Source organism: Cohnella kolymensis, from assembly GCF_000829465.1.
Classification (GTDB): Bacteria; Bacillota; Bacilli; order Paenibacillales; family Paenibacillaceae; genus Cohnella; species Cohnella kolymensis.
Window position 1 is genome coordinate 1 of record NZ_JXAL01000019.1, and the last position, 23,632, is coordinate 23,632.

18 protein-coding genes and 2 pseudogenes are annotated in these 23,632 nt (G+C 46.6%); 6 read left to right on the forward strand and 14 right to left on the reverse strand.

The genetic code is table 11. The features are described 5' to 3' along the window. Positions 1 to 72: 72 nt before the first annotated feature. The 3 genes from SD71_RS12605 to SD71_RS22270 are packed head-to-tail and all read right to left on the reverse strand — an operon-like array spanning position 73 to position 1,891. The gene (locus SD71_RS12605) at positions 73 to 1,176 is read right to left on the reverse strand and encodes an ABC transporter substrate-binding protein (RefSeq protein WP_052476220.1); all 1,104 of its coding nucleotides are present in this window, start codon (positions 1,174 to 1,176) and stop codon (positions 73 to 75) included. A gap of 17 nt (positions 1,177 to 1,193) precedes the next feature. Continuing rightward, positions 1,194 to 1,547, reverse strand: a complete 354-nt coding sequence (locus SD71_RS26240; RefSeq protein ID WP_082034223.1) for an isochorismatase family protein — start codon at positions 1,545 to 1,547, stop codon at positions 1,194 to 1,196. Between the two features lie 50 nt (positions 1,548 to 1,597). Beyond that, positions 1,598 to 1,891 (reverse strand): cysteine hydrolase family protein, encoded by a 294-nt coding sequence (locus SD71_RS22270; protein ID WP_052476221.1) that lies wholly within the window; start codon positions 1,889 to 1,891, stop codon positions 1,598 to 1,600. Positions 1,892 to 2,045: 154 nt separating this feature from the next. Here SD71_RS22270 and SD71_RS12615 point away from each other — a divergent pair, with 154 nt between their 5' ends. Continuing rightward, positions 2,046 to 2,936, forward strand: coding sequence for a LysR family transcriptional regulator (locus SD71_RS12615; RefSeq protein WP_041063772.1), 891 nt, complete (start codon positions 2,046 to 2,048; stop codon positions 2,934 to 2,936). 224 nt (positions 2,937 to 3,160) lie between these two features. Continuing rightward, positions 3,161 to 7,834 carry a DUF3320 domain-containing protein gene (locus tag SD71_RS12620; RefSeq protein ID WP_041063774.1) on the forward strand — a complete coding sequence of 1,558 codons (4,674 nt, stop codon included), beginning with the start codon at positions 3,161 to 3,163 and terminating at the stop codon, positions 7,832 to 7,834. 185 nt (positions 7,835 to 8,019) lie between these two features. Here the strand turns inward: SD71_RS12620 and SD71_RS24955 are convergent, their stop codons facing one another. From SD71_RS24955 to SD71_RS12670, 11 genes and pseudogenes are all read right to left on the reverse strand, one after another. Next, positions 8,020 to 8,922, reverse strand: a complete 903-nt coding sequence (locus SD71_RS24955; RefSeq protein WP_235427104.1) for an MMPL family transporter — start codon at positions 8,920 to 8,922, stop codon at positions 8,020 to 8,022. After that, on the reverse strand, positions 8,916 to 10,376 hold the full coding sequence (locus SD71_RS24960; protein WP_235427102.1) for an MMPL family transporter: 1,461 nt from the start codon (positions 10,374 to 10,376) through the stop codon (positions 8,916 to 8,918). Before SD71_RS24960 ends, SD71_RS24955 begins: the two co-directional genes overlap by 7 nt. Before the next feature lie 50 nt (positions 10,377 to 10,426). Continuing rightward, positions 10,427 to 11,038, reverse strand: coding sequence for a TetR/AcrR family transcriptional regulator (locus SD71_RS12630; protein WP_041063776.1), 612 nt, complete (start codon positions 11,036 to 11,038; stop codon positions 10,427 to 10,429). A gap of 306 nt (positions 11,039 to 11,344) precedes the next feature. Beyond that, positions 11,345 to 11,848: pseudogene (locus SD71_RS12635) on the reverse strand (DUF444 family protein); the annotation flags it as partial. Between the two features lie 286 nt (positions 11,849 to 12,134). Further along, positions 12,135 to 16,637: an S-layer homology domain-containing protein gene (locus tag SD71_RS12640; protein WP_041063778.1), complete on the reverse strand. Its 4,503-nt coding sequence runs from the start codon at positions 16,635 to 16,637 to the stop codon at positions 12,135 to 12,137. 77 nt (positions 16,638 to 16,714) lie between these two features. After that, a complete protein-coding gene (locus SD71_RS12645) occupies positions 16,715 to 16,996 on the reverse strand; it encodes a hypothetical protein (RefSeq protein WP_041063780.1) in 282 nt (93 codons plus the stop codon). Between the two features lie 109 nt (positions 16,997 to 17,105). After that, on the reverse strand, positions 17,106 to 17,624 hold the full coding sequence (locus SD71_RS12650; RefSeq protein ID WP_041063781.1) for a phage tail protein: 519 nt from the start codon (positions 17,622 to 17,624) through the stop codon (positions 17,106 to 17,108). 11 nt (positions 17,625 to 17,635) lie between these two features. Further along, entirely contained in the window at positions 17,636 to 18,139 is a 504-nt protein-coding gene (locus tag SD71_RS12655) for a phage tail protein (RefSeq protein WP_041063782.1), read from the reverse strand. A gap of 31 nt (positions 18,140 to 18,170) precedes the next feature. After that, a complete protein-coding gene (locus tag SD71_RS12660; RefSeq protein ID WP_041063783.1) occupies positions 18,171 to 18,695 on the reverse strand; it encodes a phage tail protein in 525 nt (174 codons plus the stop codon). Beyond that, positions 18,688 to 19,188 (reverse strand): GNAT family N-acetyltransferase, encoded by a 501-nt coding sequence (locus SD71_RS12665; RefSeq protein ID WP_041063784.1) that lies wholly within the window; start codon positions 19,186 to 19,188, stop codon positions 18,688 to 18,690. The genes SD71_RS12660 and SD71_RS12665 overlap by 8 nt, the downstream gene beginning before the upstream one ends. A gap of 301 nt (positions 19,189 to 19,489) precedes the next feature. Then, a pseudogene (locus SD71_RS12670) lies at positions 19,490 to 19,982 on the reverse strand (DUF444 family protein); the annotation flags it as partial. A gap of 262 nt (positions 19,983 to 20,244) precedes the next feature. On the opposite strand from SD71_RS12670, the gene SD71_RS12675 reads away from it, so the two are divergent. The 4 genes from SD71_RS12675 to SD71_RS12690 are packed head-to-tail and all read left to right on the forward strand — an operon-like array spanning position 20,245 to position 23,628. Continuing rightward, complete coding sequence (locus tag SD71_RS12675; protein WP_041063785.1) at positions 20,245 to 21,003, forward strand: IclR family transcriptional regulator; 759 nt, start codon at positions 20,245 to 20,247, stop codon at positions 21,001 to 21,003. Positions 21,004 to 21,055: 52 nt separating this feature from the next. Beyond that, positions 21,056 to 22,417: an acyclic terpene utilization AtuA family protein gene (locus SD71_RS12680; RefSeq protein ID WP_041063786.1), complete on the forward strand. Its 1,362-nt coding sequence runs from the start codon at positions 21,056 to 21,058 to the stop codon at positions 22,415 to 22,417. Positions 22,418 to 22,420: 3 nt separating this feature from the next. Continuing rightward, on the forward strand, positions 22,421 to 22,732 hold the full coding sequence (locus tag SD71_RS12685; RefSeq protein WP_041063787.1) for a DUF4387 domain-containing protein: 312 nt from the start codon (positions 22,421 to 22,423) through the stop codon (positions 22,730 to 22,732). Further along, entirely contained in the window at positions 22,729 to 23,628 is a 900-nt protein-coding gene (locus SD71_RS12690; protein ID WP_041063788.1) for an ABC transporter permease, read from the forward strand. The genes SD71_RS12685 and SD71_RS12690 overlap by 4 nt, the downstream gene beginning before the upstream one ends. The last annotated feature ends 4 nt before the right edge of the window (positions 23,629 to 23,632 follow it).

The window sequence follows — 23,632 nt, forward strand, 5'->3', positions numbered from 1 at the left end:
AAAAGACGGTCGCTCCCAATGGAGAGCGATCGTCTATCCGCACAACAAGGACTAACGGAAATTCTAACTGACTTAATTCGTGTTCTGTCTCAGAAAAATATCCTCAAAAAGTGTTAACCATTTGTTCAACTCATCGAGCTGCTTGGCCGAATCTAGAAATTTAATCGGTATGTCAAGTCCTGTGTCGATCGTTGTGTTTGTCGGCGTCATATCCCTCTCCAACATTAACGGTTGAGCTTCCGACAACATGTAATCATAGAAGAGCATTGCCGCATATGGATGCGGGGCATTTTTTGAAATCCCGATGCCGCTGGGCAGTGCAATGGCCGGATCAAGTGCGAACCAGTCAATCGGTTGGCCTTCCCTTTTCATCTGATCCACCTTATAACTATACACAGTTAAACCGAGAGGCACTTCTCCTGTTCCGACCATCTGTGTCAGTAATGAATGACCATTGATAACTTTCACACCGTTAGTTTTCATTAAATTCTTGAAAAACTGAATACCTTTCTCTTCTCCCCACTCCAATGCCAACGGTGTCATCCACTCATCATCGGTCGCTTCTATTCCCAGATTTCCCTTCCATTTTGAATCAAGCAGGTCTTCATAATTTTTAGGGAGGTCTTCCTTTTTGAGTTTATTGGTATTATAAGCTTGCACAATTAAATTAAGTCTTGCGGCGACCCATTCCTTGTGCGAAGGCACGGCTTCTTTCATTAGTTCTTTATGATAAGGGGAATCAATCTTTTGTAAAATGCCTTCACGCTGTATAGCCTCAATGTCCGGCCCTACTGCTTCCACCATATCAATATTTAGTTTACCTGCACTGGCTTCAGTTGTGACGCGAGCACGAACCTCTACTGAACCGGACCTCCAAATATTAATTTTGACTCCATATTTTTCGGTAAATTTTTTAGCGATGTATTCGATATCCGGCGCACTCATCGATGTATACAAATTTAATTCGCCTTCTTGTTTCGCTTTATCGACAAGGAGCTTCGTTCTGTCATCTCCAACATACGATGCAATTTCTTTTATGGATGGCTGTTGTTCTTTTAGAGTGCCGGTTGATGGAGAGGCACCATTGCTTTGACCGCAAGCTGCTAATAGCAAGGTTAGTAAGCATACTGTTATCCATACTGAAGTCGTGCGAGTAAAGGCTTGATAAGAATTCATCGTATCCACAACCCCTTTTACAAAATGGAAGCCAGTTTTAGTTCGAGTTCTGTTAAACTAAGCACAGATGCGTATTTCGCATCCATGTCGAATAAATTGGCACAGTGAGCAAAATAAGAACGGTCAAAACAACAATCCTCAACGACAAAAGTCGTGTACCCATGTGAACACGAGTCAACAACTGATGCGCGAAGACAACCTGAAGTGGAACCGCCGCAAACGACCACCGTATCTACTTTCTTTTTGGTGAGATAGGCGTCCAAAGGTGTATCAAAGAACATGCTTGCTTTTGTTTTTTCAAGGACCCATTCCCCTTGTAGTGGCGCGACCGCTTCGGGAAATTCGTTATAATAAGCATCTTCCGGGTTAATTTGGCGGACGGCTTTCGTTGCTTTTCCCGCAAACTGTTGATTGTAACGATCTACCTCGTAAAGATAACGGGATAATCTTTTTCCCTGAACATTTCTAACAGACGTTTATATTGGGGAACTTTGTTCCAGAACGCGTCTCCGCAAGCTGATGAATATTCCTTTAACGCTTCCTCCAACGACTGCGGTTTAGATCCGACAAATCCAATGGTGACATCAATCACGACAAGCGCCGGATTTTTCCCCATCTCTAACGGTCTCCGGTGCCCAGATTTTTCGTAATTCCGGAATTCCGATTCTGGTATCGCTTTCATCCAATCCTTCATTTCGAATTGCTGCTGAGTCATGGTTATCCGTCCTTCCCGTTCTACATAGTGTGCATCAGTTGTCGGAGCCTGCTTTATCCTGATTCATGATTACTATACTAGTGAAACGAGAGATTGAATAATTGCTAGTTCATATATAAATTATTGAATTTCTTAATATTTGGAGTGGATGACAATGGAACTTAAAAATATTGAAGCTTTTTTAAAAGCAGTTGAGTTAGGGAGTTTCTCAGTCGCATCGAGTTCCATGCACATTTCACAACCGACTCTCAGTTTACGCATTCAAAAGTTAGAGGAGGAACTAAATAGTATTCTGTTCAAAAGAAACGGTGGAAAAAAGGCGGTTTTAACGGAGGAAGGAAGAAAACTCTATCCCTTCTATAAGGAGGGGATTCGATCGATTCTGAAAGGGAATGAAATTTTACAATCCAATAAACACAGCATGGGTAAGCTGCGGCTATCGTGTCCTAACCATATGGGGCAGTTTATATTGCCAGGGGTTTTGAAATCCCTTTATGAATATTTTCCGGATATTGATTTTAACGTTAACGTGAGTACAACGCAGCAGATCATAGAGGATATAAGAAGGGGAGAGACCGATGTCGGGTTGGTATTTCTTGATTCGCAGGAAAAAAATGAGGCTTATACCTTAATCCCTGTAGCGATGGAAAAAACGGTATTGATAGCTTCGCCCGACCATCCTTTGCTCGAGCGCAGAGATTTAACAGTTTCCGACCTAGCAGATGAAAAATTTATTGTATTTGCCAGGGCCTCTAACAAGAACATCATTATCGATCGTTTTTTTAATCAACATGGCCTTAAGGACTACAACACAATTGAGATCAAGAACTTGGAATGGATCAAAACGATGGTGAAAAGCGGTCTAGGCATATCTTTTTTGCAAAAGAGCATCGTCGAGGTCGAATTGCAAAATCATGAGTTGGAAGAGTTGATATTAACCACACCTTTGCCGAATACGCCGATTTCCATCATTTTTAGAAATGAGATTCATCAGGAAATCCAATATACCATCATTAAAACAATGAAGGAATTATATCGGGGTTAGGATTCAGAGCCAACCGGAATAACAAGATGAAGGATAGGCATGCTCATTGAGGGCATGTCTTTTCATTTTTCACCAAGAATAAATACTGGTTTAAAGAATACAATTTACGGGCATATATAAGCTACCATTGATAGGATAATATTCAAAGGTATTTTAGTAGTTATTGTCGAATGAACATGAAAGATAGTTAACAAATCAGTGTGAAACTCCTGGAGGAATTTTTTATGGTCCAGAATTCAATAATACAGAAAAAATTAGAAATGGCTCGTCATGAGTTGCTTGATTTGGGTCTGCGAAATCCTTTACTTAATTACCGCACTTTGAAAGCTCGCGGTTTGGAAGTTGTCAGAGAAAAAAGCGAAGAAGTGTTTAAGATATTGGTTGTCGACAAGAAGAAAATGTCATTTCAACAGACAGTGAATCGAACAGAAGATAAACAGTTAATTCTTGAGTCAGAAGGTAATGAAGTATTAGAACAGGAAGATGTTCCTGAAGCGAATTACTTAGATTTAAAACTACAGACCAACTACTCGGAAAAACAATTAGAACAGCGACTGCTGAATACCTATTACTCTGCTCGTACATATATCGAGGAACAGGGTGTCAATATACTCTTTATTGCCATAGGCATGCTTCAGTGGTACGAAGCGGACAGTAGCCAAGAGGCAAGAAAAGCTCCTTTAATTCTGATCCCCGTACAACTAGAGAGGGTAAGCGCTAAGGAACGATTCACGCTTTCCTATACAGAGGATGAGATCGGTCATAACATCTCTTTAATTGCGAAAATGAAAGCCGAATTCGGGCTTGAGATCCCAGCGCTGCCCGAATTTGATGAAGCGAACATTGATAATTATTTTGACTCTGTATCGAAGTCCATTGAAGGACAGAAAAGATGGTTTATCGATCGTGATTCTATCGTGATCGGCTTTTTTTCATTCGGTAAATTCCTCATGTATAGGGACCTTGATGTAAATAATTGGCCAGATGATTTTAGACCGGAGCAGCACTTGATTATCAATGCTCTATTGCAAGAAGGGTTTCGTGAACCGGCATCAAACATCGGAGAAAATGATCATATCGATCAGCACTTCAAATTGCTCGAAGCCAATCACATCATGGATGCAGACAGCTCACAAATTGTGGCGATTCTTGATGCAAAACAAGGCCGGAATATGGTCATTCAAGGTCCTCCTGGCACAGGTAAGTCACAGACCATCACGAATCTCATTGCAGAAGCCATTGCTGCAGGTAAGAAGGTCCTTTTTGTATCGGAAAAGATGGCCGCGCTTGAAGTGGTCAAACGGAGACTTGATTCAGTAGGACTTGGGGTTGCATGCTTGGAGTTGCATAGTCATAAAACCAATAAAAAGACGCTTCTGAACGATTTGGCTTCGACTTTAGAGCTTGGTAAGCCTAAGTACCACAACAACGTAAACATAGATTTGCTGGACGAAATGCGGACTCGACTTAACGAATACTGCGCTGCCATGAATTCGGAAGTCGGCCATTCAGGGGTGACTCCATATCAAGCAATAGGTAAACTCGTCAGCTATCAAGTTGAGTTAAAGAATGTTGAATTACCAAAACTTAATATTGAATCGATAGACAGTTGGACAACTGCAGAATTTTTCAAAAGGGAGGCACTGATTGATGAGCTGCAGAATCTCTTAAAATCTTTAGGCGTCCCGGCTAAACATACATTTTGGGGAAGCAAAAAGAAAGTCGTGTTACCAGCTGAATTGGATTCGATTAAAAAAGCATGTGCCGAAACCAATCAGAACACGCGAAGACTTTCTGACACTGTGCAAACATATACCAAAGAAGTTAACTTTCCTTCAGTGAAAGATCATAAAAGCGCCCAAATATTTCTCCAAGTTCTCCATAAGGCAATTAACTCGCCTGATTTAAAAGAAATTCAATTAAAATCCGATCTTTGGCTGAAGAACCGTAAAGAGCTTGAGAAGATGGCCGAGGATGGTCTAGCTTATAGTAAGATTCAAGAAAAGTTTGGCCCACTTCTAATTCCCGAAGCTTGGGGTCAGGATTTCTTAGCCACACGTCAATCCATAGCAGCTTATCAAGACAAGTGGTGGAAGTTTCTTTCCGGAGAATATCGACAAGCGAAAAATAAGGTGTTGGCCCTGAGGAAAAATCCAAAGGACAAAACGATTCCATTACTTGATACTGTGGATGCCATCATGGAAGCACGACGAATTAAGGATGCAATCGAGCATAATAGTTCATTTGCAAATGAGCTCTTCCCAGATCTTTGGATCGGAGCTGATTCGCCGTGGGATTTATTAGCCAGTGTGATTCAATGGGTCATTGCTCTGCATTCAGATATTAATACGGACGTGCTTCCGGAATGGGCTTTGGACTTTTTGAGTCATGTCCATGACAGAAAGAGACTTGCTGAAATTGTATCGGATACGGAAACTCTTGTAACTAATCTAAAAGTTTCGATTCAAAACTTGGAAGCTCAACTGGAATTTGATAGCAAGTTGAAATTTGTAGAAGGAGGGCTCTTCGGTGAAGAGTACAGCGTCATCATCCAAATAACAGATGCATGGCATGAACGGACTCCGGAGCTTCACGAAATGGTATCGTACAATAATCTGACAGCGATTTGTTTGGCGGAGAAACTTGAACCTTACATTTCGTTCAGTAAAGAATGGGAGCATGCTGCGGAGTTCCTTTTGCAATGCTATAGATGGAACTGGAACACCTCCATCGTTTCCAGAGCATTTGTGGAGCGACCGGCTCTTTCCAATTTTGATGGGAGCAGGCATAACCATACGGTGGAAAAGTTTAAAGAGTTGGATCGGGCTTTTAGTGAATTTAATCGTTATAAGTTAGTTGAAGAACATTGGCAGAAGCTACCCAAGCATGAAGCCGGTGGCCAACTTGGGGTCTTACGTCGTGAATTTGAGAAGAAAAGCAGGCATTTCCCAATCCGGCAGCTCATCAGTAAGGCAGGCCACGCCATTCAAGCCATCAAGCCAGTCTTCATGATGGGACCTCTTTCCATCGCGGCTTACATTGAACCTGGGAGCTTAGAATTTGATCTTGTAGTATTCGATGAAGCGAGTCAAGTGAAGCCTGTTGATGCTTTTGGTGCAATCGTTCGGGCGAAACAAGCTATTGTGGTTGGTGACAGTAAGCAAATGCCTCCGACTAATTTCTTCGATTCAATTGCCAAAGAAGACGATACAGAAGAAGAGGACAACTTTGTAGGGGATATGGAGAGCATCTTGGGTCTTTTCGTGGGTCAAAACGCACCTCAGCGCATGCTCAGATGGCATTACCGCAGCCGTCATGAATCCTTGATAGCGGTATCCAATCATGAGTTTTACGACGATAAATTGGTGGTGTTCCCAAGCCCGGACTCACAAAAGCAACACTCTGGTCTAAAGTTTAATTATTTACCGGAAAGCCAGTACGATCGGGGGAAAACAAGGACCAATAAGTTGGAAGCCAATGCTGTAGCCCACGCAGTTGTAGAGCATGCAAAAAAGCGTCCTCATATGACGCTTGGGGTAGCCGCCTTTAGCAAGGTTCAAATGCAAGCGATCATTGATGAGTTAGAACTGCTGAGACGCTCGGATCCCTCAACGGAGGCGTTCTTTTCTGCACATCCTTATGAACCTTTCTTCGTAAAAAACCTCGAAAATGTGCAGGGTGACGAAAGGGATGTCATTTTCATAAGTATCGGCTACGGAAAGACTGCAGAAGGATATTTAGCGATGGATTTTGGCCCTGTTAACCGAGAAGGAGGAGAGCGGAGACTAAATGTACTAATCACAAGAGCAAGAATACGATGCGAAGTGTTTACCAATATAAAATCAGATGATATTGATCTGAATCGATCTAACACTCGTGGTACTAAGGCATTAAAAACTTTCCTGAAGTATACGGAAAATGGAATCTTAGATATTCCGGTTGAAACCGGAAAAGAATTTGACTCTGCTTTTGAGGAAGCGGTGTGCAACTCACTTAAAGAGCTCGGGTACAACATTAAACAACAAGTAGGATCTGCCGGGTTCTTCGTGGATCTTGCAGTCGTGGATCCGGATGCGCCTGGAAGATACCTACTTGGAATTGAATGCGATGGAGCGACTTATCACAGTGCCCGTTCGGCCAGGGATCGTGATCGTCTGAGACAGTCAGTATTGGAAGGGCTCGGTTGGACCATCCATAGAATATGGAGTACAGATTGGTTTAAGCAGCCGGAACGAGAATTGAAAAGGGCTGTCGAGGCAATAAACCGGGCCAAAGTTCTGTCGAAGACGCAGAAGTCGAAATCAGAGAACAATGAAGTACTAGAGATTTCTAGAGATAAGTCACAGGAAAGTCAGAACACTTCTTCAGTTACCCAATATCAAACCGCAAAATTGAAAATCAATTTGGGAGAGAAAGAATTACATGCGGTCCCACTTTCATTAATTGCATCTTGGGTATCTCAGGTGGTCAGAGCTGAGAGTCCTGTTCACGTCAGCGAGGTAATGAAACGCATTTGCGATGCGGCGGGTATCAAACGGGTTGGTAGCCGAATCCAAGAAACGATTGAGAGATCATTTAACATTCTGAGTGACGTCCGGCAAAAAGGTGACTTTCTCTGGTTAAAAGATATGGAAACTCCTGTGGTGAGAGATCGAAGCGATTCAAACGTAAACAAAAAAGTACATTTGATCACACCAGAAGAAATTGAGCAAGCCGTAATAAAAGTAATAAAGGAATCCTATGGGGCGAACGAGGATAACATTGCTAGCTCTGCATTTCAGACATTAGGATTTGCGCGAGTTACCGAGGATATGCGAGGAGTAATACTCCCGATCATCAGTTCTCTCGTTGCAAAAAAAGTCTTAGTGAATAAAGGAAAAGTACTAGTCTTAGCATAACGCATTCAGGCGATTTATTTTCAAACTGAGATGATCGCCTTTTGTTGTGTTGCACAATTTAGTTAGGTGTTTATAACAGACATGGATCAGGAGCAACATCTACCACTGACGAAGAAAGAAAAAAGCGATCGTTCACTGAAGAAATGCCCATCACCAATTCGTGATGGGCATTTTTACGGAAAACGTCAGTGCGCCTGATGTGCGTTCGACGTCGTGTCCACGCCGTTCTTGGCATTGAGCTGGGCGATGAGCTTATCGCCCTCAACGTCAAGGTTTGGCAGCATTCTGTCCAGCCATTTAGGCAGCCACCAAGCCTTGTCACCGAAGATGGCCATGACGGCCGGAACCAGCGCCATGCGAACCACGAACGCATCGATCAGAATGCCGATCGCCAGTGCAAAACCGATTTGTTTAATCATGATGTCGTGAGTAAATATGAATCCTGCGAATACCGAAACCATAATGATAGCAGCAGCCACTACGACACGGCTGGCCTGGTCATATCCATGAATAACGCTCTTATTGCCTTGGTATCCATGGACGTAGGACTCGCGCATGGAAGAGACCAGGAAGACTTGGTAGTCCATCGCCAATCCGTAGAGGATCCCTGTGACCATGATAGGCATAAAACTCATGACCGGCCCGCCCGTATCAAATCCAAAGAGGTCGCTGAGCCATCCCCACTGAAACACCGCTGTGGTCAACCCGAATGTGGCAAGCACACTGAGCAGGAATCCGACCGTGGCTTTGATCGGTACGAGAATCGACCGGAAGACCAAAAGCAGAATAATCAGCGAGAGGATGACGATGATTCCGATGTAAATGGGGAAGACCTGTGCCAGCTTGGCCGACATATCGATGTTGATCGCCGTGAACCCCGTAACACCGAGGGTAACGTCATGGGTCTGAGCAATTGTCGAGTCGGATGAGCGCAAATCCTTTACCAGATTTTTTGTCTCCGCGTCTGTCGGTCCTGTATCCGGAATAACGCTAAGGATAGCTATATTTCCGTCCTTGTTCACGCCGAGGGGCGATACCACCGATACATCCTTAACTTTCTGAATGTCCTGCACGAGGTTGTTCAGCATCTGCGGCGTGATCGTCCCTGACGGGTCATTCGGTTCGGCGACGATGAGCAGCGGACCGTTGAATCCCTCCCCGAAACCGCCCGAGATCGCCTCGTAACTCTGCCGTGCGGGCGTGTCCAAGTTTGCTGTAGCGCCGGAAGGCATACCCAGTTCCACTTGGCAACCGGGATTGCGGCTGTGCCTAGAATGGCGACAACGACGACAATGACAGGCCAACGGAATTTTACGATTCCCTTAACCCAGCCGTCTGCGATTCCATGCTGCTTGTCGGCTGCTTTGGAACGGCTCTTCTCGCGCGCTTTGCGGGAGCAAATGCGTTCACCGACGAGGCCCAGCAGCGCCGGCAGCAGCGTGAGGGCAACGAGCACGTTGAGGAACACGGTCACCGCGGCGACGAGCGCCATCATGCTCAGGAAAGAAATTCCGATCACGAGCAGTCCGCACAGAGCGATGATGACCGTCAGTCCAGCGAAGAAAACCGCGCTTCCCGCCGTGCCGACCGCTCTGCTTGCAGCTTCACGCGCTGTCAGTTCCTGGTCGAAAATGAGGCGGCGCTGACGGTTCACGATAAAAAGCGCATAATCGATACCCACTGCTAGACCGACCATAAGAGCTAAAACGGGGGTAACGGATGTCATGGTAACGAAGCTGGAGATGGCGAAGGCACCGCCGACACCGATTCCAACGCCGAAGAGCGCGATCACAATCGGCAAACCGGCTGCAACGATGGACCCAAGCGTCATGATCAGGACAATCGCAGCGATAATCAATCCGTAAATCTCATTGGATCCAATCGGAATCTCCGGTGTTTTGAGGGAGTCGCTTGGCAGCGCCGAAATACCGGTTCCATTCTCCACTTCTGCGACTGCTTCGACGACTGAATCCGCGACGCCGTCTGGCAGTGATGTCTGCTGTACGGTGAACTGGAATTGGAACAGGGCAACGCTGCCGTCGTTTGAAATCAACATCCCAGGCACGGGGACCCCATTCACCATGAGCGGGCCGTACGGCGGCATTTCAATCGGGGCGGCGCTTTGAGCGGCAGCTTGATCCGTGCCTTGGGTGACGCCGGCTTGCGGCTGCTGATCGCCTTGAGACGCGTCGTTCGCAGCGGCAGCGGCCAATTCGGCGGGATTGATCACATAATCAAGGCTATAGACCTTGTTAATCGCCTCACTGATCGCGGTCACACGTTCCGGTGTGTCCAGACGTTCTCCTTCAGGCGCAGTGAAGACGACACTCGATTGGCCGCCGGACGCTTCCGGCAGCTCCTTTTCCAGTTTGTCCAGCACCTTTTGCGACTCTGTGCCTTCAATCTTCATCTCAGAACTTACACTCAGACCATTGATGCCCAGCAGCGCGATAACGATTCCCAGAATCACGATCCAGCCCATAATGAAGTACCATGGTTTGTCGTACGCTTTTTTCCCTAACTTGTACAAAAATGTAGACATAACAGTATGTTTCTCTCCCTTATATGCACAAATATTAAGCGTTCAGTAAATTAGACGCCGTTTCGTAAGTAACCGAACGTAGTGTCCAAATATTGATCGAATGTCGTAGCTCCGGGAGTTTCGCTCGTTTCTCCCGGAAGCAGCACGTTGAGGCTTCCGTCGATTACAGGCAGTATCGCCCCGTACACCGCACCGACGAGAAGATGGGTGTATCCTTCGGGGTAACGACCTTGGGAGAAGTCACTCAATGTCTCCTGAGCCGCTGTTTGCAGGCGGCGAAAAACGCTGAGGATAAACGGCTCAAGTGTGGGATGCCGCTTGGATAGCGACACGAGTTCACGCAGCTTCCATAGTAGATCGGCTGTAAGCTGCGTCCTCATCAGTTGTTGCAGGACGTCAAGCAGGGCGGTGCTTTCAGACATATCCGCGAGCAACCCCTCAGCTTCGTCTATGCCGCTGAATGTTACAGCCGCCGTGACTACCGCTTCCTCCTTGCAGGAGAAATGGTTCGCGAACGTTCTTCTCGAGTAACCGGCGCGCTGCACCACATCCTCGACGACAAATCCGTCCAAACCCCGTTCAAGTGCAAGCTCGAACGCCGCGTCCGCTAATGCTTGTGCGGTCGCCTCCCTCTTGATATCTCGCAAGCTATGTTTATTCATTGTTTAACGCCTCAGCGTGCACCTCACTTCGATGGGATGGTAATATCTTCTCGTGGGTAAAGCATAACGCTTTGTTGCTCATTGTGCAATTATGCTCATTATGTAATTTTGCTCATTGGGTAATTATATTACAAAGTTGTGACAATGGAACATCGATGGTGCTGAAAACTTTCATGCATAATAAATACACCCCCTGAAGTTCATCGGCTACCCAAGTGGCTGCCAATGTCTACTTTAAGAGGTGCATTTCACTAGAGTGAATAAGAAGATGGTCGCTCCCAACTTGGGTTCGATCGCCTTTTCATTTCAACCAACAGCCTCCCGCTTACGGAAGAACGTCTTAAGCGCATTATAAATCTCAGCCTTTTCCTTGATCACGTAATAGAGAAACTGCGGGTGATCCAGATTTTTATACGCCGACATCAGCGTGCTGCTCCGGTTGTATTGGTTCACTTCCCCATAACCGAAAATATTGGCGCGTTTGAGCAACTCTTGTATTAATTTCACGCAACGCTCGTTGTCGCTCGTCAAGTTGTCGCCGTCTGAGAAGTGGAACGGATAAATGTTATAGCTGGCCGGCGGATACCTCGTCTCGATAATCTCTAGCGCTTTCAAGTACGCGGACGAACAGATCGTGCCGCCGCTCTCTCCCCGGTTGAAGAACTCCTCCTCGGTAACCTCTTTTGCCTCCGTATGGTGAGCGATGAATACGATGTCCACCTTTTCATACTGCCGCCTTAAGAACCTAGTCATCCAGAAGAAGAACGAGCGCGCACAGTACTTCTCAAACGAGCCCATCGAGCTGGGTGTGCCATAATTAACTATTAACCGTTAGTGCCCTTAAGGGCTTCCAATTCGATCAGCTTAATTCAACTAAGGCGCAGGTTTGTTAATAGGAAAGGTATATTGATTAACACTAATGTGAAGCAGAGGAGATTCCCGATCAACATTAATTTCTGCTGACTTCCCGTCGTTTGGTAGTAACCTCCCGGACCAAAATCCTCGAGCCTTATTAATACTTCTCGCTTAGTCTTATCTCCCTAATCAAAAAAGCTGATGCCGAATGACTCCGGCGTCAGCTTTTTTATTTTGTAAATTAAATTAACTTCGCTTTCTGCAAGAGACGTTGAATGAGAATAGCGGCTTCTGCCCGGGTTATATTCTTTGATGGCATTATATGTCCTTTGCTGCCTGTAACTATTCCGAATTTGACAGTAAGGGCCGCAGCAACCCGTGACGAGGATTTAATCAGTTTCTGATCGCTAAAGGCACTGAGTTGCCTGTCAACCTCTGTCTCGGAGATGGTCATATCCATTCCTGCAAGCTTCATGGCTCTAAAGAGAATAACGATTGCCTCTAACCGCGTTAGTTTTTGGTTTGGCTTGAAGTTATCGCCCGGCTCTATCAACCCGTAGTGTACAGCGATGGAGACCGCTTCGTGGAACCAATCGTTCTGGTGGACATCCGTGAATCGGGCCGGTTGTTCGAATGATTGTAATCCTAAAGCTCTTACTACGATAGCCGTGAATTCTGCCCGGCTGACCTCTCTATTCGGGAGGAACTTCTCCTCGTTAACCCCCTGAATGATGAGCCTGGAAGCCATATCTTCAATGTTTGATTTGGCCCAATGCTTAGTAACATCCGTAAATGTTTTCTCGTTGTAAACCAGCGCATATACGCTGTTGGATAAGCTGTAGATGACAGCGTAATACTTGCCGTCCTTCTGGATAACTCTTGTCGGTACAGGGAGGACTTTGCCATTTTTAGTGATAATGACGCCTGTTGTTATTTTCTTAGGATCAACACCGTCCGGGATGGCTATGGTTCTTTCTACGAAGGAAATGAAGTTGTTAATCGCTATGGTTTTATCAGCGTAAGCAGCCGTAATGCTGAATTCCACAGGAGGGGCCACCAAGGTGATTTTACCAAGTTTGCTTACGATGAATTGGACCTCATCCTCCGGTACTTTTTTAATTTCAATGCTTATCTTGATATGCTGCAGTTGGACGTCGGAACCGAAATTCTTAAATATATTGTCCATATTGAATTGATCTGCAGAAAGCGTATAAGAAGCATTTTCCGATTGAAGCTGGATGATCGCGCCTTTCGTGTCCAGAGTCTGAATCATGCGACCATTTAACTCGGCTGTTACAACATCCGAGCCGTTTTTAACAGGTATGACGATCGTTGGTCTGCTCGGTACGCTATTCAGTGCTTGCGTAAATTTTTCTTCGTTAAAGTTAATGACGGTTAGTTTTTTTCCGTTGACGGTTTTGACAGCAATTGTAGCGAGGTCATCCTTAGCCACTCCATTGATGACAATACTGATCTTGGTTCCAATATCGTCATCCTCGCCTGGGCCTGGGCCTGGGCTTGGACCTGGACCTGGACCTGGACCCGGGCCTGGTGAAGGATATGAAATTCTGAATGTCACGGTGGTGCTGTTGCCCGCCGCATCGGTTGCGACAAGGGTGTGCTGGCCCGATGCGTTCACTGTTGAGCCGGAGGTGAAAGGTTGGCCATCCAACTCAGCCGTACCTTCATTGAATGTAATCGTTTTGCTGGTGCTGTAAGTTGCTCCGTCGGTAACACCTGTTACGACTGGGCTCGTTTTATCGATGGTGAAGTGAACGGTTGTGGTGTTTCCAGCGTCATCGGTAACGATAAGAGAATAGTCGTCCTCTATGCTAATTGTAGCGCCGGAAGTGAATAAGGAACCGTTCAGAGTTGCTGTGCCCTCGTTAAACGAAACGGTCTTATCGGTGTTGTAACTTTCACCGTCAATTACCCCGGTGACTACTGGAGCTATTTTATCGATGGTAAAGGTAATCGTGGTGCTGTTGCTCGCTGCATCGGTCACGATGAGAGTGTGTGGACCTTCTGCGCTCACGGTAGCTCCAGATGTGAATGATTTACCGTCCAGTTCAGCGGATCCCTGATCAAAGGTTATCGTTCTGTCGGAGTTATAACTTTTTCCATTCTCCACGCCTGTAACGACGGGGTTGGTTTTATCGATGGTGAAGTGAACGGTCGTGTTATTGCCGGCTGGATCGGTGACGATTAGGGTATAGTCATCCTCTGAGCTAATGGCCGTGCCGGACATGAATGGGGAGCCATTCAGGGTTGCCGTGCCCTCGTTGAATGTAACAGACTTATCGGTGTTGTAGCTTTCACCGTTAGTTACCCCGGTGACGACTGGAGCTGTTTTGTCGATGGTGAAAGTAATAGAGGTGCTATTGCCAGCTGCATCGGTCACGATGAGAGTGTGTGAACCCTCTGTGCTAACGGTATCTCCGGAAGTGAACGTGTTACCGTCCAGCTTACCGGTTCCTTCGTTAAACGTGATCGTTTTGTCAGTATTATAACTTGCTCCATCGACCACGCCGGTTATAACGGGATTTGTTTTATCAATCGTGAAATGAACGGTTGTGGTATTTCCAGCGGTATCGGTAACGATTAGGGTATAGTCATCCTCTGAGCTAATGGCCGTGCCGGACGTGAATGGGGAGCCATTCAGGGTCGCTGTGCCCTCGTTGAATGTAACAGTCTTATCGGTGTTGTAGCTTTCGCCGTTAGTTACCCCGGTGACGACTGGAGCTGTTTTGTCGATGGTGAAAGTAATGGTTGTTCTGTTGCCTGTTGCATCGGTCACTATTAGCGTGTGTGAACCCTCTGTGCTAACGGTATCTCCGGAAGTGAACGTGTTACCGTCCAGCTTACCGGTTCCTTCGTTAAACGTGATCGTTTTGTCAGTATTATAACTTGCTCCATCGACCACGCCGGTTATAACGGGATTTGTTTTATCAATCGTGAAATGAACGGTCGTGCTGTTTCCAGCGGCATCTGTAACGATTAGGATATAGTCATCCTCTGTGCTGATTTCCGTGCCGGACGCGAATGCAGACCCGTTCAACGTTGCAGTTCCTTCGTTAAAGCTAACAGTCTTATCGGTGTTGTAGCTTTCACCGTCAGTGACCCCTGTGACAACTGGAGCCGTCTTATCGATGGTAAAGGTAATGGTTGTTCTGTTGCCAGCTGCATCGGTCACTATTAGCATGTGTGAACCCTCTGTGGTAACGGTATCTCCGGAAATGAACGAATTACCGTCCAGCGTAGCTGTTCCTTCGTCAAACGTGATCGTTTTGTCGGTATTATAAAGTGCTCCATGGATCACGCCAGTTATAACGGGACTGGTTTTATCAATAGTGAAGTGAACGGCAGTGCGGTTACCGGCGGTGTCAGTAATAATAAGCGTATAAGAGCCGTCAACAGTGATTACTGTGCCGGAGTCGAATGGGGAACCATTCAGCGTTGCAATTCCTTCGCTAAAGGTAACAGTCCTATCGGTGTTGTAGCTTTCGCCGTTAGTTACCCCAGTGACGACTGGAGCTGTCTTGTCGATGTTGAAGGTAACAGAGGTGCTGTTGCCAGCTGCATCGGTCACGATAAGAGTGTGTGAACCCTCTGTGTTAACGGTAGAACCTGAAGTGAACGGAGTGCCGTCTAGCGTAGCCGTTCCCTCGTCGAAGGTTATCGTTCTGTCGGAGTTATAGCTTTTTCCATTCTCGACACCGGTTATAACGGGACTGGTTTTATCAATAGTGAAGTGAACGGTTGTGCTGTTCCCAGCGGTATCGGTAACGATTAGGGTATAGTCATCCTCTGAGCTGATTCCCGTGCCGGAAGTGAATAAGGAACCGTTCAGAGTTGCTGTGCCCTCGTTAAAGCTAACAATCTTATTGATGTTGTAGCTTTCACCTTCAGTAACCCCGGTGACGACTGGAGGTGTCGTATCCAAAACAATGTGAGAATTATAAGCCATCGTTTGCCCGACAGCATCTCTTAACTCCATGTAGACGGTTTTTTCACCGTCTACTGGGAGTAGTGTCCAAGCTTTTGTTGCCGTGGAAGGCTCCCAAGCAGTCCATATACTATTGTCATTTGAGAATCTCATTTGAACAGGACCAATTGCATCTGTACCCGTCAAATTTAGGGTAACATTGGCGGAATTGCTGTACGCTGCTCCGCCGTTAATCGTAATAGATCCTGTGGGGGGACTCGTGTCCAATATAATGGTATCGCTATAAACCGGCGAGAGCTCATTAGAACTGTCTCTCAACTGGTAAAAAACAGTCTTCTCGCCATCTCCGCTGCTCAGAGTCCAGGTCTTTGTCGGAGTATAAGCTTCCCAGTCCGACCAAGTCACGATGTCATGGGAGAAACGCATTTGCATACCATCGTTGTTCGGGTCAACACCGGTCAGATTTAAGGTAACGGATGTTGAATTTGTAGATGCCGCACCACTATTGATAGTAATAGATCCAATCGGCGGTTCATTTGTACTATAAGTAACAATTAATTTGGGGCGGTAGGCCGGATTGGATTCTTCTTTCAGTCCTCCGATTATTCGACCATCTATGTTGTCAGACTCATTTCCGGTAATGACAAAGGTAACGTTGCGATCGGTCTCATTTGTAAAATCTTGAACAAGACTCGTAACATCAACTGTTAATTTTCCACTTAATGGAATACCACTGTTCCCTTTTCGAACATGTTGTGTAGTGCTCCATGTCGGAAAAGTCATGTCGGTATCCAACATGGTGTTGTTAGCTGAGCCCCAGACATCTAAGTAAAAACTATCGCCGGATCGATTTTCTTTGGAAATTACAAAAACTTCTAATTCATATTTAGTGGGCGTTCCCGGAATTGAGCTAGGTTGAATCGTAAGCCGCCGCGTGAAATGACAGGAACACCTTCATACAGGTATTTTCCAGCATAAAAGCGCCCGGCAGTATCATTGTCTAAAGTACCATACTCTGAATCCCACAATAGGTCCGCTTGTGGATCCAAGGATAGGGTCTGTGTAACCGCATAGGCCCGCCCGAATAGCCCGATAGGGGAAAACAAAGCCGCAATCAACGTGGCAATAAGAGCGATTGATATTCTCTTTCTAAACATAATCATCCTCCATTACATTTGAAATTTGGATTAAGGTTTAAAAAACAATGTCCTGAAGTCCGCGTAGGAGTCAGGTCATGGAGGAGTAAAATGGAAGGAGTTAAACTAACTAAGACCTCGGTGGGAAAACCCCTTCGAGTGCAATAATATAATTAAGTCCGAGAGAGGGCTGCATATTGTTGTGCGGCTGACTGCCGCCAGCGGCTTGCACAGCGGTCGGACTCATCCCCACTTCTGGCGTCGGACCATAAACGGCAAGTCCTCTCAAGCCTCCGCTGTTCGTCCAGATCGCACCTGTCGGGTCAGCAATCCCTTGTGCGGACTGGCAATTCGGCACATGTGTATGTGAAGGGATTTGAGTAGCTTGTAGAGTAACGCTGGAACTTCCACCCATCTCTCCTATGGTTCTTGCCGTTAAACCAGGGCCCTGCCCTTGATGAACGGGAGCTCTGCCCCGGAAATCGGGAAGAGCAAAATTGGTTGTTCCATTTCCGCCGTATTGAGTTCCCAGTATGGAGAATAAAGCGGTATTCTGTGAAATAGGCATCAATTGTCCATTGCAAAGAGCCCAGCCTCTGGGTGCGAAGTTTCCCGCGAACAATCGAATTTCTCCAAGATATGGATCCATGGTCTGGCCTCCTAGTTCCTCGACGGAAATATTCCGGTTAATGCGATGCAATAGGTCAGGACAAGATAAGGCTGCATGTTGGAATGTGCCTGGCTTCCCCCCGAATTAGCTAATGCGGCGGGACTCATTTGCGTATTAGCACTGGTCGTATACGAACTCGCGGTATCGGGAGTTACTCCCCATACATTGCCTGAGGGTTTGCTGGATGTAGAGCCACTTGTGTTTGCGGATATTAGGTGGTTGTGCGCGGGGATCTCATTCACAGTCAAGGTGTGCGCCTCTTCTCCGAATGCTCTGCCTAGCGGAACGCTATTGTCGGCATGAACAGGAACTCTTCCTCTTAGATCCGGCAATGCAAAGTTGGTTCGTCCATCCCCGCCGTATATATTCCCAAGTAAAGAAAATAAGGCTTGATTCGTGTTTATCTGCAGCAACTGCCCATTACATGCCGCCCAGCCTCTGGGAACGAACCCATAAGGGAAGGCTTGGATTTGGCCTAAGAACGGTTCTGACATAAAAACACCCTCCTATGATTGGGTAAGATTCCTAATTTTGAGATGGATAAATTCCCTCTAGAGCGATGATGAAGCTAATGGTTAAGAAAGGCATCATATTGTCATGAGGCTGATTTCCGCCAAAAAAAGGTGAAACACTGGAGGGATTCATGGTGCCGTTAGGCGGGCTTGCAACATAGGGTCTTCCTCCGTCGCTGTAGCCCCAAACATGATTTTGCGGCGTGGTGGACTCACCCGTAGTAGAGTTGGCGTTAACGATGTGTGTATGGGCGGCCAATTGCTGCAAGCTAAGTGTGACGGTTTCAGTACCGCCAGCTTGACCTAATGAATATTGCGTTCCTGTATTGGGATTTACACCGGTGTGAAGCGGGATTCTCCCCCTCAGATCGGGCAAACCGAAGGTTGAAATTCCATCACCTCCGAAGGTGGTGCCCAACAAGGTGTACAATGTTTCATACTGACTGATCTGAAGCAGGCTTCCATCGCAGAACGCCCAACCTAAAGGTGCGAAAGTTCCGCCGAACATGCGGATTTCGCCTACATAGCACTCACTCATTTCCACTTCTCCTCTCACTATCGTTCACTTGCATAGGCAGCCAAGCCATTTTCCAATATAAATCGGAAGACTCTTGAAGCTGGAATCCTAATCGTTCGTATAAATTTCGGGCTGGACTATGAAGAGTAACGTGAAGTTCAATGACTTGTCCCTTCATTAAAGCTTCGTTCTGCAGCTTCTTGAGCAAGGAGCTGCCAATCCCTCGATTACGAAACGGTGGAAGAAGGGAAATATCAATGACCTGAATCTTCTGCGGCGTTCTTCTGATCATTAGACGACCTGCTTTTAAGCCCTCATAAGTAACAATTAAATTCTCGGCGTCGGGGAACTGAAGGAGGTAGGAGTTTCTCTGCATCATCCACTGCATGGACAGAAATGCGTTGCGGTCATTCTCTTCCCACCCCCAGGCTGAAACCTCAGCATTTCTTGTTGATGCATAGACTTCATACGTAAAGTATTCATCTTCTATTTTGGCAATTCTGGTTTCAAGCATAGGACCTCATCTTAATAGAAAAATTAGATTTATATGTAAATTTTACCATTCACAGGCTATGTATCGGGTGAGCCGAAATAATCAATTTACACGCGCATAACAGGAACCTTTGTCGAAATAGTTGAATTTGAAATGAGTTAAAATAACAGCCTTTGAAGATAAATGGGTTTACTCCACCGAACAATTAATCGTATAATGACTGAAAGATTTATGATTTATATAATTGCAGCATTCATTTTTTTGTTTGATCAATTACAAACAATCAAAAGCCCATGGTATGTGTAACCATGGGCTTTTGTATTTACCCAACCGCCTCCCGCTTGCGGAAGAATGTCTTGAGCGCATTATAAATCTCGCCTTTTTCCTTGATCAAGTAATAGAGAAACTGCGGGTGATCCAAGTGCTTATAGGCCGACATCAGCGTGCTGCTCCGGTTGTACTGGTTTACTTCCCCATAACCGAAAATATTTGCGCGTTTGAGCAGCTCTTGAATTAACCTTACGCAACACTCGTTGTCGCTCGTCAAGTTGTCTCCATCAGAGAAATGGAATGGATCAATATTATAACTTGCCGGAGGGTACCGACTCTCAATGATCTCCAGCGCTTTCAAGTAGGCGGACGAGCAGATCGTGCCGCCGCTCTCTCCACGGTTGAAGAACTCCTCCTCAGTAACCTCTTTTGCCTCCGTATGATTCGCGATAGAACACAATATCCACCTTTTCATACTGCCGCCTCAAGAACCTTGTCATCCAGAAGAAGAACGAGCGAGCTCAATACTTCTCGAACGATCCCATCGGAGCAATAAAGGCTAGTTAAGTGTATCAACACTAGTGACATGAGGCCTTGTATGAACTGAATTAGCACAGGACGGTCCGGCACATACTTTTGTGTTGCAGGCTTTTTTTGCAATAAATAAATAGTTCCATTCAGTGGAACAACAAATCATACATTGGAAAAAATCACTTGAAATTCTTCATGCCCACGTGTAAGATGAAATCAGATTTCCAGTATACGAAAAAGGGTTCCACTATGTGGAACTTATAGGGGGTAGAAGGGTTGTCGGATGGAAAACCAAAAGAAAATGAATCGTTACGCACGGTTCAGAGGGCGATAGACATCTTAAATTGTTTTACGTTCGACCAGTCTGAACTGTCCCTAACTGAAATCGCTAACAAAATAGACCTGGCCAAATCAACCACCACGAGGCTGCTTGCCACCTTGGAGCATAATGGATTTGTTCTGAAGAACCCGAATTCCTTCAAATATAAGCTCGGTCACAGGCTCTATTATCTCGGCTCAATTAGCGGCAGATCGATTAAGGTCAGGGAAGTGGCCAAACCGATTATGGACGATCTTCGCGACTTTACGAAAGAAACTGTGAATCTACATATTCTGGAGCAAAATTACCGGGTGTGCATTGAACAGAGCGAAGGCGTAATGTCGATTCGCCACTTGGTTCGAATCGGCGAAAGCTTGCCTTTATCGGCGGGTGCAGGCGGTAAAGCCATACTGGCGTATCAGAATGAAGCGTTTCAAGAGAGTATCTTCCAAACGATTCAGTCCAGCACTAAGTGGAACAAGTTGATAAGCGAGTTGAACACAATCAGGTCGGAGCATTTTACAAGCAGTATGGATGAGCGGGAAGTCGGGTTAGCAGCTATCGCATCACCCATATTTGATGTGAACGGTGAAGTCAAAGCCTCCTTGTCCGTATCCGGCCCATCCGTCCGCTTTAGCGAAGAGAGGATTGCCCTGCTCAAAGAGCATGTAATAGAGTCCGCAAAGAAGATTTCAACGATGATGGGGCACATGTGAGAGAACGCGAACTGACGGCGTCTCGTAACTTCTGGGAGGTTGTTTGACAACAATGGAAGAATTCAAAATTTTGGCGCCTTGCGGGATGCTTGGATACGGGTTTCCAAAGTCTTCGTTCATTAAAGGTATGGAATACCGTCCGGACGCTATTGTGGTCGATGCTGGGAGCACGGATGCCGGGCCGCATAAACTGGGCGCGGATACTGCGATCGTCAGCAAGCAGGCATGCAAAAAAGATTTGGAAATCATCATTACGGCAGGTGTTGCGGCCGGTATTCCGATCATTATCGGATCGGCGGGTGGAAGCGGCTCCAAATCGCAGGTAGAATGGACACGGTCGATTGTTCTTGATATTTTGCGTGAGCACGGAATACAGGGTCTCAAGCTGGCTACGATATGGGCGGACATTCCTCATGAGATTGTAGAAGCCAAGCTGCAGGAAGGTAAATGCGCGCCGCTGGGATTAACGGTGAAACCTTTAACGAAAGAACGGCTGCAGGCTACAACCGGTATTGTCGCACAAATGGGACATGAACCGGTCATAGCCGCCTTGAAGGAGCAAGCTGACATCATCATCTGCGGGCGGGCCTATGATCCCTCACCTTTCGCGGCAGTGGCGATGTTTCATGGTTTCGATACCGCGCTTGCCTATCATTTGGGGAAAATCTTGGAATGCTCAGCCCTTTGCGCTGAACCGGGAACTACGAAAGACTGCATTCTCGGGATTCTCAAGAAAGACTCGTTCATTGTGAAACCGCTTAACGACAGCCGTAGGTGTACAGCCGTTTCGGTGGCCGCCCATACCTTTTATGAGAAGGATCATCCGTATATCCTGCATGGACCGGGATTGGTGCTAGACCTGGAAGACTGCGTCTTCACTGAAATCGAAGAGGATAGTGTAGAGGTGAGGGGCAGCCGGATCGTGGAGACACCGGTGTACAAGATCAAGCTGGAAGGCGCCATGAAAGTGGCCTATCGTACCTTTGTCGTTGCCGGTGTACGGGATCCGATGCTCGTCTCGCGGATTGAGGAAGTGGAAGAGCTGGTCAGGCAGCAGGTGATCGAATACTACGGTGAAATTCCGCCTGAGGAATACCAAATTAACTTTATCAACTATGGATTAAACGGGGTTATGGGTGAGCTTGAGCCCGCGCAGAACCCGGCCCATGAGCTTGGTATTGTGTTCGAAGTCATCGCCGCCACGCAAGAGCTTGCCAGCGCAATCTGCAGCTCAGTCAGATCCACCTTCCTGCACTATGGCTATGAAGGAAGGAAATCCACCGCCGGCAATCTTGCTTTCCCGTTTGCCCCGAGCGATGTGCCGTTCGGCGCCGTGTACGAATTTTCCGTGTATCACTTGATGGAAGTTGCGGACGGACTTGAGATGTTCCACAACGAATACGCAGAGGTGTAAAACATGAAGTTATATGATGCTGCGGCTGTACTCCGAAGCAAGAACAGCGGACCTTTTGAAATTACAGTAGATGCCCTTTTTCACGATCCTGCGGTTTATTACAAAATCAAAGATTCCGGGCTGATCAACAGAGAAAAAGTATCCGAGCTATACAATATATCGCCGGATCTCATCTCCCATATCGTTTTCTTCGACCAGGCGCTCGGCTTTAAAATTACGTTTGCACGTAAAGTTTCCTCCGGCACGTTTCTGGACCGGGACGTGTATGGCGCCCAACAGCATGCACCGCTGATGGAAATGGAAGTGGATCTATGATGGGTTACAAGCTGAGGAAAATGTGGACCGATTGGGTACTGTACCTCATGCTGCTGCCGGCCGCTGTCTTCTTTACCCTCTTTCATATCCTGCCGATCTACGGCATGAAGCTGGCCTTCTACGACTATCGCATTATCGGCGAACATGTCTACGTCGGCATGAAATACTTCAACAGTCTGTTCAGTACACCGGTGTTTGCAACCGTTCTCACCAATACGCTCGTCATCAGTGCTATGAAATTGATTCTTATTTTCCCTATCCCGATCCTGTTCGCGCTGATGCTCAATGAGTTTCATAACGGGCGGTTCCGCAAAGCGATTCAGGTCGTCTCGTACCTGCCCCATTTCCTGTCTTGGGTCGTCATTGCCGGAGTATGGTTCGAATTTCTATCGCCTTCGACAGGGGCCATTAATGAACTGCTCAAGTTATTCGGATTGCCTGCGCATGACTTTCTAACGGACAAAAGTGCCATCCGCTGGGTACTCGTAGCCAGTGAGGCATGGCGAGGCATCGGCTGGGACTCGATCCTATTCTTCGCGGCGATTCTGGGCATCAGCCCCAGCCTGTATGAAGCGGCCTATTCCGACGGCGCGAACCGCTGGCAGATCGTAACCCGCATCGTACTGCCTCACCTGTATGTTCCGATGGTGACCATCTTTATTCTGAACGTGGGCTTCATCATGAACGCGGGTCTGGATCAGGTGCTGAACTTCACCAACGTTTCAGTCAACAGCCATATCGACATCATCGATACTTACGTTTACCGTGTCGGCCTGGTCAATGGGGAATATTCCTTCGCGACGGCAGCCAACTTGTTCAAGAGCATCATCGGGGTTGTCCTTGTGCTGTCCACGCATTTCATATCCAAAAAATTGACTTCCAAAGGCGCATGGTAAGGAG